Annotated in this window: 8 protein-coding genes, 1 tRNA gene and 4 pseudogenes; 4 read left to right on the top strand and 9 right to left on the bottom strand. The window is 65.1% G+C overall.

Features of this window, described 5'->3' with window-relative positions; translation table 11 throughout:
• Positions 1 to 219: 219 nt before the first annotated feature.
• The 6 genes from ACLP4W_RS29890 to ACLP4W_RS29865 form a co-directional block, all read right to left on the bottom strand.
• The gene (locus ACLP4W_RS29890) at positions 220 to 3,498 is read right to left on the bottom strand and encodes a TIR domain-containing protein (RefSeq protein ID WP_442391172.1); all 3,279 of its coding nucleotides are present in this window, start codon (positions 3,496 to 3,498) and stop codon (positions 220 to 222) included.
• Between the two features lie 693 nt (positions 3,499 to 4,191).
• Positions 4,192 to 4,268 (bottom strand) — tRNA-Met (locus ACLP4W_RS29885).
• A 102-nt stretch (positions 4,269 to 4,370) separates the two neighbouring features.
• Positions 4,371 to 4,907 (bottom strand): cupin domain-containing protein, encoded by a 537-nt coding sequence (locus tag ACLP4W_RS29880; RefSeq protein WP_442391170.1) that lies wholly within the window; start codon positions 4,905 to 4,907, stop codon positions 4,371 to 4,373.
• A 62-nt stretch (positions 4,908 to 4,969) separates the two neighbouring features.
• Positions 4,970 to 5,617, bottom strand: coding sequence for an HD domain-containing protein (locus ACLP4W_RS29875; protein ID WP_442391168.1), 648 nt, complete (start codon positions 5,615 to 5,617; stop codon positions 4,970 to 4,972).
• A 68-nt stretch (positions 5,618 to 5,685) separates the two neighbouring features.
• A complete protein-coding gene (locus ACLP4W_RS29870) occupies positions 5,686 to 8,667 on the bottom strand; it encodes a UPF0182 family protein (protein ID WP_442391166.1) in 2,982 nt (993 codons plus the stop codon).
• Between the two features lie 157 nt (positions 8,668 to 8,824).
• Positions 8,825 to 9,847, bottom strand: coding sequence for a YlbL family protein (locus ACLP4W_RS29865; protein WP_442391164.1), 1,023 nt, complete (start codon positions 9,845 to 9,847; stop codon positions 8,825 to 8,827).
• A 77-nt stretch (positions 9,848 to 9,924) separates the two neighbouring features.
• Here ACLP4W_RS29865 and ACLP4W_RS29860 point away from each other — a divergent pair, with 77 nt between their 5' ends.
• The gene (locus tag ACLP4W_RS29860; protein ID WP_442391162.1) at positions 9,925 to 11,334 is read left to right on the top strand and encodes a zinc-dependent metalloprotease; all 1,410 of its coding nucleotides are present in this window, start codon (positions 9,925 to 9,927) and stop codon (positions 11,332 to 11,334) included.
• A gap of 77 nt (positions 11,335 to 11,411) precedes the next feature.
• On the opposite strand, the gene ACLP4W_RS29855 is transcribed toward ACLP4W_RS29860, so the two are convergent.
• Both ACLP4W_RS29855 and ACLP4W_RS29850 read right to left on the bottom strand, forming a co-directional pair.
• Positions 11,412 to 13,160, bottom strand: coding sequence for a PE-PPE domain-containing protein (locus ACLP4W_RS29855; protein ID WP_442391160.1), 1,749 nt, complete (start codon positions 13,158 to 13,160; stop codon positions 11,412 to 11,414).
• Positions 13,161 to 13,312: 152 nt separating this feature from the next.
• A pseudogene (locus ACLP4W_RS29850) lies at positions 13,313 to 13,492 on the bottom strand (PE family protein); the annotation flags it as partial.
• 107 nt (positions 13,493 to 13,599) lie between these two features.
• On the opposite strand from ACLP4W_RS29850, the pseudogene ACLP4W_RS29845 reads away from it, so the two are divergent.
• The 3 genes and pseudogenes from ACLP4W_RS29845 to ACLP4W_RS29835 all read left to right on the top strand — a co-directional run.
• Positions 13,600 to 13,704 (top strand): annotated as a pseudogene (locus ACLP4W_RS29845) (hypothetical protein); the annotation flags it as partial.
• Between the two features lie 319 nt (positions 13,705 to 14,023).
• Positions 14,024 to 15,292 carry a hypothetical protein gene (locus ACLP4W_RS29840; protein WP_442391174.1) on the top strand — a complete coding sequence of 423 codons (1,269 nt, stop codon included), beginning with the start codon at positions 14,024 to 14,026 and terminating at the stop codon, positions 15,290 to 15,292.
• A 170-nt stretch (positions 15,293 to 15,462) separates the two neighbouring features.
• Positions 15,463 to 15,999, top strand: a pseudogene (locus tag ACLP4W_RS29835) (cyclodehydratase); the annotation flags it as partial.
• A 172-nt stretch (positions 16,000 to 16,171) separates the two neighbouring features.
• Here ACLP4W_RS29835 and ACLP4W_RS29830 read toward each other — a convergent pair.
• A pseudogene (locus ACLP4W_RS29830) lies at positions 16,172 to 17,058 on the bottom strand (hypothetical protein); the annotation flags it as partial.

Raw genomic sequence — 17,058 nt, 5'->3', positions numbered from 1 at the left:
GACCAGACCTACGAATCGCTCGCCCGCAAGGGCGAGACGATCACCACCGCCGCCATGGCGACGTACGCATACGACCAAATCGACCAGGCCCGAATAGAACTGGAAGCGGCCTCGAAATAGACGTTATCGAGACAGCGACGCTGGCGAGTGACCCACTACGACACGGATCGAACGCGCCTACGCCGCGCAGCAGCATCCACAGCCTGCCGCCATCGTTCGCTAATGCCCGCCAATCTTTTGCGTGACGTATTCAAGAACTTGTCGATCTGCATCCGCTAGTTTGCCGACTGCACCTAATCCCGCAAGCATTTGCTGAGCTTTCGCCCAGTAGTTGAGGGCGGACGGGTCACGGATCGACTCGAGCACCGACGCGAGGTTGTAGGCACTGGCCGCCAGGTGGCGCTGGTAGTCGGTGTTGTCGGGGTCGGCGCCGGCCAGCCGCTCACGGGTCTGCAGGGCGCGGGTGTAGGCCTGCAGGGCGCCCTCCGCGTCGCCGCGCGCCACCCGCACCTCGCCCACCCTGCTCAGGCTGGTCGCCAGGTCGCGCTGGTAGTCCGTGTTGTCGGGGTCGGCGCCGGCCAGCCGCTCACGGGTCTGCAGGGCGCGGGTGTAGGCCTGCAGGGCGCCCTCCGGGTCCCCGCGCGCCACCCGCACATCGCCCACCCTGCTCAGGCTGAACGCCAAGTCGCGCTGGTAGTCCGTGTTGTCGGGGTCGGCGCGCACCAGCCGCTCGACGATCTGCAGGGCGCGGGTGTCGGCCTGCAGGGCGCCCTCCGCGTCGCCGCGCGCCACCCGCACCTCGCCCACCATGTTCAGGCTGACCGCCAAGTCGCGCTGGTGGCCGGTGTTGTCGGGGTCGGCGCGCACCAGCCGCTCGAAGATGTCCAGGGCGCGGGTGTAGGCCTGCAGGGCGCCCTCCGCGTCGCCGCGCGCCACCCGCACATCGCCCACCTTGGTCAGGCTGACCGACAGATCGCGCTGGTAGTCGGTGTTGTCGGGGTCGGCGCGCACCAGCCGCTCGACGATCTGCAGGGCGCGGGTGTAGGCCTGCAGGGCGCCCTCCGCGTCGCCGCGCGCCACCCGCACACCCCCCACCCGTTCCAGGCTGAACGACAGATCGCGCTGGTAGCCGGTGTTGTCGGGGTCGGCGCGCACCAGCCGCTCGAAGATGTCCAGGGCGCGGGTGTAGGCCTGCAGGGCGCCGTCGGGGTCCCCGCGCGCCACCCGCACCTCGGCCACCCTGATCAGGCTGAACGCCAAGTCGCGCTGGTAGCCGGTGTTGTCGGGGTCGGCGCGCACCAGCCGCTCGGCGATCTGCAGGGCGCGGGTGTAGGCCTGCAGGGCGCCCTCCGCGTCGCCGCGGGCCACCCGCACGTCGCCCACCCGTTCCAGGCTGAACGCCAAGTCGCGCGGGTAGTTGGTGTTGTCGGGGTCGGCGCGCACCAGCCGCTCGACGATCTGCAGGGCGCGGGTGTAGGCCTGCAGGGCGCCCTCCGGGTCCCCGCGCGCCACCCGCACATCCCCCACCCCGCTCAGGCTGACCGACAGATCGCGCTGATATTGCGGGTTGTCGGGGTCGGCGCCGGCCAGCCGCTCGAAGATGTCCAAGGTGGCGGTGGCGAGATTGGCGGCACTCGCCGAGTCGAGGCGCTCGCGGACGCGATCAATGAGCCGCAGCGCGGAATCGGCGAGCTGGTGGCGGCCCTCGGCGAGGCGAGTGGTCAGCGTCGCTGCGGTTACCGCCAGCAGCGTGGTATCGGGCGCGGCGGCGTCGACGAGTTCATGCGAGACACGTTGCAGATGCGTGTCGAGGCGCTGTTCGATCTCGGCACCAGCCAGCCGGGTGCGCAGGTGCGCGTGCAGGACCCGATGCAGGCGGGCGAACCGTCGGGGGTCGTCGGCGGGGGTAAGTAGCCGGCGTCCTTCCAGAAGCCGTCGCGTTGATGCCCAGTCATCTTCGGATAGTCCCGGCAGCCCGGTGGGCGCTGAGCGGTCCGGTGGTTCGGTGAGCTCTTGCAGCCACTGCCACGGGATCGTGTCGGGGGACAGCAGGCTCGCGAATGTCAGGGCCGAGCGGGCCCTGGCCGGCAGCTGTTGCAGGGTTTGGTCAACGATTGTGGTGGCCAGTTTCTCTTTGTGCCGGATCGCCCCGGCCACCTTATCGACGCCTCCGGCCTCGTCGAGCGCCGCGATGCCCTGCGCTTTCAGCAGTTCCAGCAGGCGGGAGGGTTCGATCCCGAAGCTGCCGAGATACACCGCGGCCTGCTCGACGGCCAGCGTGTAGCCGTCAAGCAGCTCGACGAGCTGGCGGGCGGCGGCCGCTTCGCCGGGGCTGCTGAAGTCTGGGTGCAGCCGGGCCGGGTCGCGGGCGGGCTGATGCTCACGCAGCAACACCACACCATCTTCGGTGTTCAGCCGGTCCACCTCGATCATCGCCACCGATCCGCGTGAGCCCACCGCCCCGATATCGCCGACGCCCAGGCGGGTGGTGGCCGCGACATGAAACCACGGCTCGGTGGGCAGCACCGCCAGCTGCTTTTCCGACAGCAGCTCGGGTTCGGACACGTTGTCCAACAACAAAAAGCACGCGCCGGTGCGCTCGTCGCGGTCGCGCGCCGCCGCGGCGCGGCTCGTTAACTCCGCCAGCACGTTGGCGCCCAGCAGCTTACGGTCGCGCCGCTGCTCCTCACTGACCGGCAGATCCAACGCAGCAGACAACCCCAGCGACGACACCGCCTCCAGCACGTCGGTTTGCCCGTCGGCATCGACATACCAGGTGCCGCCCTGATAGTCCGCGGCATAAGCATGGGCGTAGGTCAGCGCCAGCTCGGTCTTGCCCATCCCGCCGATGCCGTGCACCGCGGTGACCACACCCACCGCACCGCCGGTCAGCTGGGCGCGCAGCTCCCGCAGCTCCTCCACCCGGCCCACGAAATTCGGGTTGTGGTGGATCAGATTGCCGGGCGCCTGCTTGGCCAGCCGCGCCTGGCGCCAATGCTCATACACACCCTGGCCCAGCGCTTTGACCCGCCGGCGCGCCTCCGCCTGCTGCAGCGCGGCGACAGCGTCGGGAAACCACGGTTGCAGCTGCTCAAGCTGCACCCGCTCGACCTGGCGCCGCCACGCTGCAACCTCCTGGTCGTATTGCTCATCGCCGCCCAGCTCCACGAAATACACCCCGGTGACCGCGTCCCCGCCGCCGATGCGACGGGCATGCAGCCGCGCGAACTCCTCCCACTCCCAGCGGCAGTAGGCGCTGCGCAGATAGTTCGGCGACAAACACACCAGCAGCACCCGCGACGACCGCATGCCCTGACTCAGCCGCAGCTCCCAATCATCGCGATTGCGAATCTCGGAGCGGTCGAAAAAGATCCGAAACGGCTCGGTCGAAAACGACTTGAAGTCGTCGTAGATGGCCTTCTGAAGTGCCGACACCCAGCCATCGGCGTCATCGCGGCGCGCATAGCTGATGAATACGTCATAGCTCAGCGAATCCATCACGACCCCTGGGAAGCCCCCGCTGCACAGCAAAGCCTGGCCACCTGAAAAGCAGACGTGGGGGGTCTCCCGCCCGCCGAAAGAATCTAAGCACGAGATCTCGAAACCGTTCTTGAGCTCAACCAGTCAGCGCATCACTGCGGCGATCGGCCTCACGTGGCGGATTTCTCTCAAGGTGACGCTCGACCGGGAATTAGCGGGAAATACTGCTTCGCAACAACTTTGGTCCGTGCTGCGCACATCGATATGCGTGCGAAAAACTTTCCTTTGACCGTCGCCTGAGCTCTTCAGCCTTCGTACAGTGGGACAATGAGCAGCTCTAGTAGTAAGCATGACCCAGTTGGCTCGGTCATTCCGACCACGCGCACACAACTGCTGACTGTCAAGGACGTCATCGATGCGGTACGACTCAGCCGATCATCGGTGTCGTCCCGGAAGGCGCGAACTCGAAAACCGTTGCCGGCCACCGCGAGGGGGGTCGGGTGCACATCCGACCGCGATCGCGATCATGTACTGGGCTACCGAGTCGATCCCGGGTACCGCAACGCACCGCCTCGGGACGAGCTCATCATGCGTGCTGGGACATAGCCGACGAAGGCGACAGTTAGATGCTTAGCACGTCTAATGTGGCCAAACACGTGGCCATCGGGTATGAAAATGGCCCCCGGAGGAGTCTCCGGGGGCCATTTCCGCTGGTAGCGGGGACAGGATTCGAACCTGCGACCTCTGGGTTATGAGCCCAGCGAGCTACCGAGCTGCTCCACCCCGCGTTGGTAAATACCAGGTTACCGAACCTGTGTCGCGGCGGCCAAATCGCGGTTCAGCAGGGCCGCGGTCTGGCCCAACCGCGGTCCGAGCCCGCGGTGGCGATCTCAGTGCGAAGGCGGGCTCAGCCCATATCGCCGCACGATGTCGTCAAACCAGTCCGGCGACCCGTAAGTCAGCCCGTATTTGTCCGCGAGTTCGCCGAATTCGGGCAACTCGTGCAGGACCTTGCCTGCGGGATCATTCGCGTGCTCGACGAGCAGCTCACTGAGCTCCCGGAAGTAGTTCTCAAACCCGCCCGGCGTGATGATTTCGACGATGCGGCCGGGCTCGCTGCCGGCGTTCCACATCGCGTGCATTTGCCCGCGTGGCTTCGTGATATAGCCACCGGGACCGAGGACCACTTCACTGTCGTCAGAGCGGAAGCCGATCTCGCCTGCCAGCACGATCGAATGCTCATCCTCGCGGGTGTGCCGGTGGGCCGCGGTGATCATGCCGACCTCAAACGGATGCTCGACGATGGACACCTCGCCCCCGTTCGTCTTGGCGGATAGCTTGAACACCGCCCCGAAACCGGGGAGAGCTACGTAATCCCCTTCCCCGAGCTGCACAACCGAGACTCCGATTTGATTTGCGTCGCCCATCTGACGCCCCTCCTAATCCGGGTCTTACGGCGGACTCCGTTTCACCAGCGGCCTGCGTGCGGCTACTCGGGCCAGGTGTTGTTCAGGATGATGTCGACGAAGTTGTCGCCGACGAACGCGGGGTCGAAGTACCGGAGCACGTCGGCGTTCATGGTGCCGAAGGTGCTGTCCGGGCGGTGCTTCATTCCGTCGTTGAAGGCCGCCAGAATGCGCCGCTTGAAATCCGGGCGCGGATGGGCGGCGGTGACCGCGGCTAGAGCTTCGGGAGACAGGTCGTCGCGACCGATTCCCAGCACGTCGGTTTCGACGCCGGCTGTCACCAAGGCGACTTCGGGTTCGAGGAACTCGGGTATTCCGGGTGTGGTGTGCAAGGCGATCCCCAGCCACACCTTGTCGGCGTCGGCTTTTTCGACGCCATGTTGCAACAGGAACTCCCGCGCCGCAGTGGCGCCGTCCACCTCGAAGCGCAGGGTGGAGGTGCGGTAACGCTGGGTAAGGCCGAGGTCGTGAAACATCGCCCCGGCGTAGAGCAGCTCCAGATTCGGTTGTAATCCGCGGCGGCGGCCCTGCAGGGCACCGAACAGGAACACCCGGCGGGAATGGTCGAAAAGCAAATCGTCTTCGGCGTCGCGGATGAACTCGGTGATCTCGCGTACCAGTGCGGTGTCGGGTATGACGATGTCGGCGATGGTGTCCGGTGTCTGGGCCATGATCTCGTCTCCTTGAGTGATGTCCCGACTCCGCCCAGCCTGCCCTCGCGTCGAGGTGATGCGTCGGCCTACTTGGCGCTGTTGTACTTGTTGATCGCGTCGTCCAGTCGCTGCAGCGCGGCGCCGTAGGCGGCGAAATCGCCCTTCTTTTGCGCGTCTTTCGCCGCGCCGATCGCCGCCTGGATATCCTGCAGAGCGGCAGCCTTGGCCGGGGACAACGCCACCGACCCGTCCGGAGCCGGCGGCACCGCCGCGGGTGGCGGCGGTGTTCCCGGTGCCGCCGCGGGCGCCGGTGGGCTCGCAGGCGGGTTCTGGGGTGCACCGGCCTCGGTCGGCTGTATCCCCGTCGCAGCCGCACCCGCGCCGGGCCCGAACAATCCGGTCAGGGCGTCACCCACCGTGGGGCCGTAGCCGATCTTGTCGTTGTACATCATGGCCACCCGGATCAACCGCGGGTACGACGAGGCGGCGTCGCTGGCTCCCGGGGAGGCATAGACGGGTTCGACGTAGAGCAGCCCACCCTGAGCCACGGGCAGCGTCAGCAAATTGCCCCAACGGATCCGGTTCTGATTGTCGCGCCCGATCACGCCCAGGTCCTGGGACACCGCCGGGTCGGTGGTGATCGCATTGTTGGCGAGCTTGGGGCCGTTGACCTGACCCGGGATGGTCAGCACGGTGATCTTGCCGTACGTCGCCGGGTCGGAGCTGGCACTGATGTAGGCCGCCAGAAAGTCGCGCTTGAACCTGTTCATCGCGCTCGTCAACTGGTACGAGGACGAATTATCGTTCTTCGCAATGTTTTTCGCGACGATGTAATACGGCGGCTGATAGCTGCTGGCCGTTGGATTGGGATCCAGCGGTACGTCCCAGAAATCAGAGGTGGAGAAAAACGTTATGGGGTCGTTGACGTGGTATTTGGCCAGCAGCATCCGCTGCACCTTGAACAGGTCTTCGGGATAACGCAGATGTTCGGCAAGCTCGGGGGTGATGTCGCTCTTGGGTTTGACGGTGCCGGGGAAGACCTGCATCCAGGCTTTGAGCACCGGATCCTGCTCGTCCTGCTGGTACAGCGTGACGGTGCCGTCATAGGCGTCCACGGTGGCCTTCACCGAATTTCGGATGTAGGAGACCTGCTTGTTGGGCCCCAGCTTGTTGAACGCCACCTCGGTGGAGTCGGCGGTCGCCGATTCCAGGGAGGTGAGTTCGGAGTACGGGTAGTTGTCTAGCGTGGTGTAGCCGTCGAGGATCCACACCAGTCGCTTGTTGACGATCGCCGGGTACACGGCGCTGTCGGTCGTCAGCCACGGCGCCACCGCCTCCACCCGCTGCGCCGGATCACGGTTGAACAAGATCCTGCTGTTGGAGCCGATAACATTGGAGAACAAGAAGTTTCGCTCAGCGAATTTGGCAGCGAACACGGTGCGGGATATCCAGCTGCCGACCGGAACTCCCCCGAGCCCGGTGTAGGTGTAGTTCTTGGTTTCGGCGCTGGTCTCGTAGTCGTATTCGCGGTCGTTGCCGTTGCGCCCGACGATCGCGTAGTCGGCCGAAGTGTTGGAGATGACGGGACCGAAGTAGATCCGCGGCTGGTCCAACTGCGCGGGTCCATCGGATACCACGCTGCCGTTCGCGCCGACGACGTTGACCAGAAACTCTGGGTAGCCGCCGTTTTGGTTGGGATCGTTGGCGATACCGCGCACAGTGTTGGCCGGCGACGCGATGAACCCGTTGCCGTGGGTGTAAACGGTATGCCGGTTGATCCAATCCCGCTGGTTGTCGATCAGCCGGTCGGGGTTGAGTTCACGGGCCGCGACGACATAGTCACGCAACGCACCGTTGCGGTCGAGGTACCGGTCGATGGACAGCTGATCGGGAAAGTAGAAGAAGTTCTTGCCCTGCTCGAACTGGGTGAACGCCGGGCTGATGATCGTGGGGTCGAGCAGCCGGATGTTCGACGTGGTCGCGCGGTCGGCCGCGACCTGCTGGGCGGTGGCCTGGTTATCGGCGGTGTAATTGCGGTAGGTCACCGCGTCGGATGTCAGGCCATAGGCTTGCCGCGTCGCGGTGATGCTGCGGCCGATATATTCGCTTTCCTTCTGCGCGGCATTGGGTTTGACGCTGATCTGTTCGACGATCAACGGCCACCCGGCACCGATGATCAGCGACGACAGCAGCAGCAATACCAGGCCGATGGCCGGAATCCGCAAGTCCTGCAAGACGATCGCGGAGAACACCGCGGCAGCGCAGATCAGTGCGATCGCCATCAGTATCAGCTTGGCCGGCAGTACGGCGTTGATATCGGTATACCCGGCACCGGTGAACGGCTTACCGCCGCGCGTGTGCGACAGCAGCTCATACCGGTCCAGCCAATAGGCAACGGCTTTGAGTAGCACCAACACACCGACCAGGCTGACCAGTTGGATCCGCGCCGAGCGGCTCACCGCTCCGGCACGCCCAGACAGCCGAATGCCACCAAAGATGTAGTGGCCCAGCACGTTCGCCACTAACGCTAAAAACACCGCCACGAACATGTAGCTGAGCACCAGCCGGTAGAACGGCAGGTCGAACGCATAGAAGCCGAGGTCCTTGCCGAACTGCGGATCCTTGATGCCGAACTCGCCGCCATGCAAAAAAAGCTGGATCCGCACCCAATAGCTCTGTGCGACGATGCCCGCCAGCAGACCGACAGCCGTCGGGATCCCGACGCCGACCAGTCGCAAGCGTGACACGATGACGACGCGGTAGCGCGCCACCGGATCGTTGTTGTTGCTCGGGACGAACACCGGGCGAGTGCGGTAGGCCAGCGCAAGCCCGGCGAACACAATGCCACCGACCAGCAGACCGGCGACCAGAAAGACCACGATGCGGGTGACCAGCACGGTGGTGAACACCGAGCGGTAGCCGAGCTCACCGAACCACAGCCAGTCGACGTAAGCGTCGATCAGGCGCGGACCGGCGAGCAGCAAGACGATCACACCCAGTGCGATCAGGATCAGAATCCGGCTACGCCGAGTTAGCTTCGGCATCCTTGCGGTGGGCCGCATCCCCACTGGCTACGCTCCCTGATCGTTTTGGCTGGCGTCCGTTCAGTCCGGCGCCGCCGTGCTGGACGGTTCCCGGCCGGTTGCTGTTGGTTGCCACAGATTTTTCTAGACGGTCACAACTGTACGCATCTCCGACCGCTTGGCGGTCTGCATCGTCGGTCGGTTAGCAGCTGGGCGGCTGACCCCCCGATGTAATCGCGTGCAGCGCGTCCACCGCCTCGCTGAGGGTGTCGACCTTCACCAAGCGCAAGCCCGACGGATTGTCCGAGTTCGCCTCGTAGCAGTTCTTCGCGGGCACCAGAAAAACCGTGGCACCGGCCGCGTGGGCGGCGACCATCTTGTGCGTGATGCCTCCGATTTGCCCGACCTTGCCGTCGACGGAGATGGTGCCGGTCCCAGCGATGAACTTCGACCCGGCCAGGTCCCCGGTCGTCAGCTTGTCGACGACCGCCAGACTGAACATCAGTCCGGCGGAAGGACCGCCCACATTGGCGAGATTGAAGTCCACGACGAACGGCGCCCAGGGCGCATCAAGCACCGCGACACCCATGAAGCCGTAGTCGCGATCCTTGTTTGTGCCCAGCGTGATTTGCGCCACGCCGGCCGGCTCGTTCTTGCGGCGGTAGTCGATCGTCACCACCTGACCCGGTTTGGTGCTTTTCAGCAGTCCCGTGAACTGCTCGACATTGGCCACCGGGCTGCCGTTGACCGCGTCGATGGCATCACCGGACTTCAGCTTGCCCGCAGAGGGACCGGGGTCGGTGACCGTCGCGACGGTAACCGCGGGCGCGTACTTCAGGTAGCCCAGGGCGGCATAGGCGGCGCTGTCCTCGGACTGTTTGAAGTCGGCGCTATTGGCCTTGTCGACGTCCTCCCGCGACTTGCCCGGCGGGTAGACGATGTCGCGCGGTATCAGCTGTTCCTGTCCCGAAAGCCACAGCGTCAGCGCTTCGCCCAAGGTCAGATCGTCGCGCTGGGACACCGTCGTCATGTTGAGGTGACCCGTCGTCGGGTGGGTCATGGTGCCTTCGATCCCAACCACCTGCTTGCCGTCGACCTCACCGAGCGTGTCGAAAGTGGGGCCGGGACCAAGCGACACAAACGGTACTGTCACCACCGCGAGCAACACGCCGAAGACCACGATAGGCACCAGCGCGACCATCAAGGTCAGAATCCGCCTGTTCACGCCGATCACACTAGACGGACTCCGCTGAGGTCCGTTCAGCTACGAGCGTGACTGGGATCGCGCTTTCTGTTCCGGCGGTGAGTACCGTTGACGTTATGGCTGACCTGCCTTTCGGCTTCTCCTCCGGAGACGACGCCGAGAAAGACGAACCCGGCAGCGATAAACACGGCAAGAAGGATCCCGAGTCGGGCTCGGGCGCGTCCGACCCGCTGGGCGCTTTCGGCATAAGCGGCGACTTCGGCATGGGCGACCTGGGACAGATCTTCACCCAGTTGGGTCAGATGTTCAGCAGCGCGGGCACCGTAATGGCCGGGGGCAAAACGTCGGGACCGGTCAACTACGAATTGGCGCGCCGAGTCGCGTCCAGCTCGATCGGGTTTGTCTCGCCCGTCCCCGCCACGACGAACAGGGCGATCGCCGATGCGGTCCACCTCGCCGAAACCTGGCTGGACGGGGTCACGGCGCTGCCGGCGGGCACGACGAAGGCGGTGGGCTGGACTCCCAGCGACTGGGTCGACAACACCCTGGAGACCTGGAAGCGTTTGTGCGACCCGATGGCCGAACAGATCTCGACCGTGTGGGCGTCGTCTCTGCCCGAAGAGGCCAAGAGCATGGCCGGCCCACTGCTGGCGATGATGTCGCAGATGGGCGGCATGGCGTTCGGCTCGCAGCTCGGCCAGGCACTGGGGCGGTTGTCTCGCGAGGTGCTGACGTCAACCGATATCGGTCTGCCGCTGGGGCCCAAGGGTGTGGCCGCGATACTGCCCGATGCCGTCGAGTCGCTTGCCGCCGGACTCGAGCAGCCACGCAGCGAGATCGTCACGTTCCTGGCCGCCCGTGAGGCCGCGCACCACCGGCTGTTCAGCCACGTGCCGTGGCTGTCCAGCCAATTGCTGGGCGCCGTCGAGGCCTATGCCAGGGGCATGAAGATCGACATGTCCGGAATCGAGGAGCTGGCGCGCACTTTCAATCCGGCTTCGCTCTCCGATCCGGCGGCCATCGAAAACCTGCTCGGTCAGGGCGTGTTTGAGCCAAAGGCAACCCCGGCGCAGAAGCAGGCGCTGGAACGGCTGGAGACGCTACTGGCATTGATCGAGGGCTGGGTGCAGGTCGTGGTGACCGCGGCCCTGGGCGATCGGATTCCGGGCGCGGCCGCGCTCGGTGAGACGCTGCGGCGGCGCCGAGCCAGCGGCGGCCCGGCCGAGCAGACATTCGCGACGCTGGTAGGCCTCGAGCTGCGGCCACGCAAGCTGCGGGAAGCGGCCGCGCTTTGGGAGCGCCTGACCCAGGCCGCCGGTGCGGACGCCCGTGACGCCATCTGGCAACACCCGGACCTGCTGCCCGCCGCGGACGACCTCGACGAGCCGGCCGGGTTCATCGACCGCATCATTGGCGGCGACACCAGCGGTATCGACGAGGCGATCGCCAAGCTGGAGCAGGGAGGCGATACCCCAGAGACCCAAGACGGCGGTTCTGTGGATAACTGAGCGCGGGGTTCCCCCCGGGCGTGCCACTCGAAATTCGCGACATTGTTCTCTCGAACGACTGGCGAAGGCCTACGGGATCAGAGAGCGGTGATGATGTCGTTGATGGCGCCGATGATCCCCTCTTCGAGGATCACGGCCTCAAGCAAGCTCCCCGCCGTGTAAGCGCCTACGGTCGCTGCGATAGGCAGACCGATGGCATCGACGGGGTTGTTGAGGTTGTCCAGGAACAGACTGACGTCGTAGGCGGGCACGCTAGTCACCCCAGCATTGACGAGGTCCGCTGTCTGGAACCCAGCGGTAGTCAGCGAGGAGGCGGCGCCGGAGAACCCGTTGACGATGCGGGTGAGAGTCGCTGAGGGATCACTGGCGGCGGCCGACAATGCCGGCAAAAGACCCGTCAGGCTCGGCAGCGAGGACGACGACGCCGCCGGCACCAGTGATGACAACGACATGTTTTGCAGGTCGCTCACGAACGCGCTGACGCCCTGCTGCGCCCCGGTGGCAAGCTCGTTAGCGACAGTGGAGAGGGGGACGTGGGGGAACAGCCCCAACGGGGTGGGTACATTCGCCGGAGTAGTCGACCAGCCGACGTTGTCGGGGCCATAGCCCAGGTTCACGAGCACCGTCAAGTCCGGTTGGAGCAGGTCGGCCAGCGGTTTCCCCACGACGGGTATATCCAGCAGCGGCTGCAAGAGCGGCAGATAGTTGTGTGGATACGGCAGCGCGCTAAGCGGAATCATGTAGTAGGTGGTCTCCGTGGGTCCCTGCGTCGGCAATGGCATAGCATTGGCGACCACCGTCGGCGAAATGCTCAGATAGAGGCCGTGGACTTCCTCCAGACCCAGCGCGGCGTTGGCGTCGGCCAGGAAATTGATGGGGTACCTCGGGAAGTCGGCGAAGCCGTCGTATTCGAGGGTGTAGATGCTGGTTGGGTAGAGGTTGGAGGGGGTTGCGCCGTCGAACGACCAACCTATGCTCGGCAGTTGCAAACCGACGAAGCGCTCGAACGCCCCGCCGTTGGGAGCATTGGGGTCACCGACCAGCACGAACTGCAGGAGATTGCTTGGCACGGAAAAAGGAGGCTGGCTGAGCTGCTGCATTACCAGGCCGGATATCGTGGCGCTCTGCGACCAGCCGAACACGGTTGATACGTTTCCGACTCCCACGTTGCTTAGGATCGAGTTTTCCAGAATGAGCATGCCTTGGCCCACCGAGGTGGACGGGGCCGGAAAGCCGGCGAGGGGACCAGTCGTGGCGGTGGGGTAATTGATCGAGAAGGGCATGCTGAGGGCCCGATACTCGGGCGTGAACAGGCCGTTCGCATAGGGATTGGGGTACGTGGTGTTGGGGAAATTGGGGTGGATGTAGAGCTGGTCAGCAAGGGCCACATAGTTGGGGATGTCGAAGTTGGGGAGCGGTATCCCGCTGCCGCCCATGACCAACCCGATGGTCGAAGCGGCGGTCAGCGCCGGGCTGGGCGCATTGCTTAGGCCCGACAGATCCCGCTGTATCGTCTGCGCCACATTGGCGGTAAACGCCCCAACATTGGCCGCCTCGGCGCTGACAAAGGATCCCGCACCCGCGGTCAACGCCTGCACAAACTGGTCATGAAACACCGCCGCCTGCGCACCGAGTGCCTGAAAGCCCTGACCGTGAGCGGAGAACACCGCCGCAATGGCCGCCGACACCTCGTCCCCAGCCGCGGCCAGCACCCCCGTCGTCGGGCTTGCCGCCGCCGCGGTCGCCGAGCCGATCGTCGAGCCGATAGTTGCCAAATCCGTTGCTGCAGATGTCATTATCTCCGGCGCCGCGATCACATACGACATATCCGTACACCTACTAGTAAGCCCCCTGGTTGTCTGGCAGGTGCAGCGTAAGCAGGAGGTCCAGGGGGAAGCACGAGTAGTCGACTACCTGTCCACCACGTGTTTCTGGTCCGCGCGCCAGAGCTGGGCAGCCCTACCGCCGTGACTGCGCGACGACCGTGGGCGGAGACCACCGCCGCAATGGCCGCCGACACCTCATCCCCGGCCGCAGCAACCACCCCCGTCCTCGGGGCTGCCGCCGCCGCGCTCGCCGAGCTGATCGTCGACCCGAGACTGGCCAAATCCGTTGCTGCCGTGCCCAGTACCTCCGGCACCGCCACTACAAACGACATCTGAGACCTCCAATAGGTCACGACAACCTGACTGGCGTCCGGTCGTCACTGATGCCCCCGGAAAGTTGCAGCTTAACGCCCCGGAATTCAAATAAGCGAGGGTTTTACGCGTCATTGGTGGGGACACCAGCGGTATCGACGAGGCGATCGCCAAACTCGAGCAGGAACGCGATACCCCAGATACCCAAGACGGCGGTGCTGTGGATAACTGAGCGCGGGGTTCCCCCCGGCCGCCGGCCACCACCGTGGGCGCCTTAAGCTCAGGTCCAGTGCAACTCGGCGCGAATGGTTGGGGGTTCTGGAATAACGGGGTTTGGAACCCGATCTCGAACGCAGCGTCCGACGACATCCGATCTGAAAGCAGGCCCTGCAGCGGGCATGAAGCCGCCGTCAGCGGCCTGCTTTCGAAACCCGTCCTTTTAGCAGTTGGGTCGCTAGCATGTCCAATCAGGTGGGGGTGTGGGAAGGTCTGCGAGTGGGCGGGTGGCGTTCGAGCGTTACCGGCTGCCCACGCTGATTGGCCAGGGCGGAATGGGCAAGGTTATCGCGGCGGCGGCAGCCGCCATAGCGCTCGCCGCGTTCTCGGTGGTAGCCACCACACCCGGTGTGGCGGTGGCGGCTCCATGTGCCGGCGCTGGGTCAAACCCCGAATCTTGCCAGCACTGTCTGTTTTATGTGAACGCCTACCACACTGCGAACGTGTGTGACCAAGCCGCGCCGCCCCGCCCGGCCCAGGCGCCCCCGAGCAGGGTTCCGATACAGACTCCGGAGCCGCCGCCGAGCGTGACGCCGGTGCAGACCCCACAGGTCGTTCCGCCAAGTCCCGCGCCCCCGAGCACGATTCCGGTGCAGACCCCGAAGATCAATCCGCTGGCCCCCGGGGCGCCAAGAAACGCCTCGCTGGTGACACCGCCGAAGGGGCTGGATGCGCCACCGCAGGCGGTCGCGGCTGCCAAGACCGCACCGGCGACACGGGTCAATCCCGGCACGATTCAGCAGATGCTCCAGCAGGTGGACTTCAACGACGAGGTGCAGAATGTGGTCAACGCCCGCGGCGGCAACGTTGACGTCGTAAAGGCCGACAACCAGGAGCTGGTGCGTCCCCGACATTGGGACTACATCGACTACGACGACTACCACCGTCCGACCCTCTACAACCCGCTCAATCAGGCGATGACCTTCCGCTACTTCTACAACCGCGCCTACCGGGAGGCGTACGTGCCGGCCGGTGGCCGGATCGTGCTCGATGTCGCCACCGTTGGCCTGTTCCCGTTCACCGCCGTCGGCGATAGCTATGTGGCGTCGGGCAGCTTCTACGGCGGGGCCTGGATACCGCCGGACGGTTGGAACGGCCCACCGCCGCCGGACTACACCCCGCCGTCGCCCCGGGATGTGTACCAGGACGTCTCGGCCTATGTACTGGCCGATAACCAGACCGTGCAAGTCGGCCAAGTGGAGGTGGTGGGCCACGACGATAGCCAACCCGCGGGCAGCCAGGACACCTTCCTCCTCGACGACTCCACCTTGGCCTGGGGTCAGGTCAACGATCCCAGCAGCAGCGCCCAGATCAGGGTGACCAGGATTCAGTCGCTGCCGGGCGTCGGGCCGACCGATAATGGCAGCTTCTTAGTGGCGTTGGCCGCTCACAAGGAACCCACCCAACCCAGCCAACCCAACCAACCCACCCAACCCTGGTGGCAATGGGTGCTGCGCTACGGGGTGTTGGGGATAGCAGTGGGCATTGTCGCCTGGATTATCAATCGCCGGAAACGGAGCGCGGATCTGACCGCTAGCCCCTAGGCAAGTGGTAGTTACCGCCCAACTCGAGCAGGACCGCGATACCCGAGACACCCAAGACCGCCGCTCGGACGGCGGTGCTGTGGATGAATGAGCGCGAGGTTCGGCCCCGGCGTGACACAGTTCGAGCCGTGTCCGCGGCCGTGCTTTCGCTCTACGCGCTGGATCCGGCGATGCCGGTGCTGCTGCGACCCGACGGTGCCGTTCAGGTCGGCTGGGATCCCCGACGCGCCGTACTGGTCCGGCCGCCGTGCGGCCTCGCCGCCGCGGAGCTGGCCGCATTGCTGCGGTCCATGCGCTCACCGACACCGATTTCCGCGTTGCAGCGCCAGGCCGTCAACCACGGGTTGAAGGACGCGGATGGCCTGACAAACCTCGTCATAAAACTGGTGGACGCGGGAGTCGCGACCGAATGCCGGCAGTCCCGCGGCCGGGCGCCCTCGATCCGGGTCCACGGCCGCGGACCGCTGTCCGAGTTGCTCGTCGAGGCGTTGCGGTGCTCGGGGGCCCGCATCGCGCAGAGCAGCCAACCGCACGCCGCCGTGTCGCACACCGCCGTGGATCTGGTAGTGCTGACGGACTACCTGGTCACCGACCCACGCATGGTGCGCGAACTGCACAGCCGGGGCGTGCCACACCTTCCGGTTCGAGTGCGAGACGGAATCGGCCTGGTCGGCCCGCTGGTCATACCCGGAGTGACCAGCTGCCTAGTCAATCACTAAGTGGAAACACCCCGGCGACGAGCGCTTAGCGCGCCGCGGCCGGGCCGGCGAGGACGTGGCAGTCGAGACGGACGATGCCCCCAACTGAGCTGGCGTCACCGTCATCGCCGCCGTTGCCTAAATCTCCGGGACGCCTGCCTAACCTGATCAGTTACGACAGTTAGCTAAACAGTGAGCTCAGGCTAAACAAGCCCGATATAACGCTGCCGGTGTTCAACAAGCCCGAGACCTCGCCGGCAACCGTGGGGCCGGCTACGCTGCTCGGGACGCCGTGGTTGAACAAGCCTGAGATGTCGCCGTTCAACGCACTGCCGCCGCTGGCCGTATTGAATAAGCCCGAGGTGAGTCCGGCACCGGGGCCGCTGGTCGTGTTGAAGAAGCCCGAAACGTCGGTGCCGGTGTTGCCGAAACCCGAGATAGTGGCACCGGTGTTGCCGGTGGCTCCGATGCCCGTGTTCACGTTGCCCGAATTCCAGAAGCCCGTGTTGACGCTGCCAGAATTCCCCCATCCCGTGTTCGTGTTGCCCGAATTCCAGAAGCCCGTGTTGCCGCCCGCACCCTCGGTGCCGCCCGCGTTCCCGAAGCCGGTGTCTAGCTGTCCCGAATTAGAGAAACCGGTGTCCAGCACGCCCGAATTGCCGAAGCCGAAGTTGCCCGTGCCCGAGTTTCCGAACCCGATGTTCCCCAGACCTGAGTTCCCGATGCCGAAATTGCCGTGGCTGCCCGGCGCCGCGTTGAAGATGCCGACGTTGCCGTTACCGGAGTTGAAGAAACCAATGTTGCCGGTACCCGAGTTCCCGATGCCGATGTTGCCGCTGCCCGAGTTCAGCCCTCCGAATTGGAACTGGTTAGTCGCCGTGTCGAAATAGGTATTCCCGATACCGATCAGATTGTCGCCGGTCAGTCCAAAGCCGATGTTGTTCAGTCCAGTGTTCCCGCCACCAATGTTCCCAGAGCCGTTGTTACCGCCGCCAATGTTCCCGTCGCCATTGTTTCCGATGCCCAAGTTGCTATTGCCGGTGTTACCAAAGCCTATGTTGTTCAGGG

Origin of the sequence: Mycobacterium sp., from assembly GCF_052145595.1 — a bacterium.
In the GTDB taxonomy this organism is placed as follows: domain Bacteria; phylum Actinomycetota; class Actinomycetes; order Mycobacteriales; family Mycobacteriaceae; genus Mycobacterium.
The sequence above is the reverse complement of the archived record's forward strand: the minus strand, read 5'-3'. Positions and strand labels throughout refer to the sequence as shown.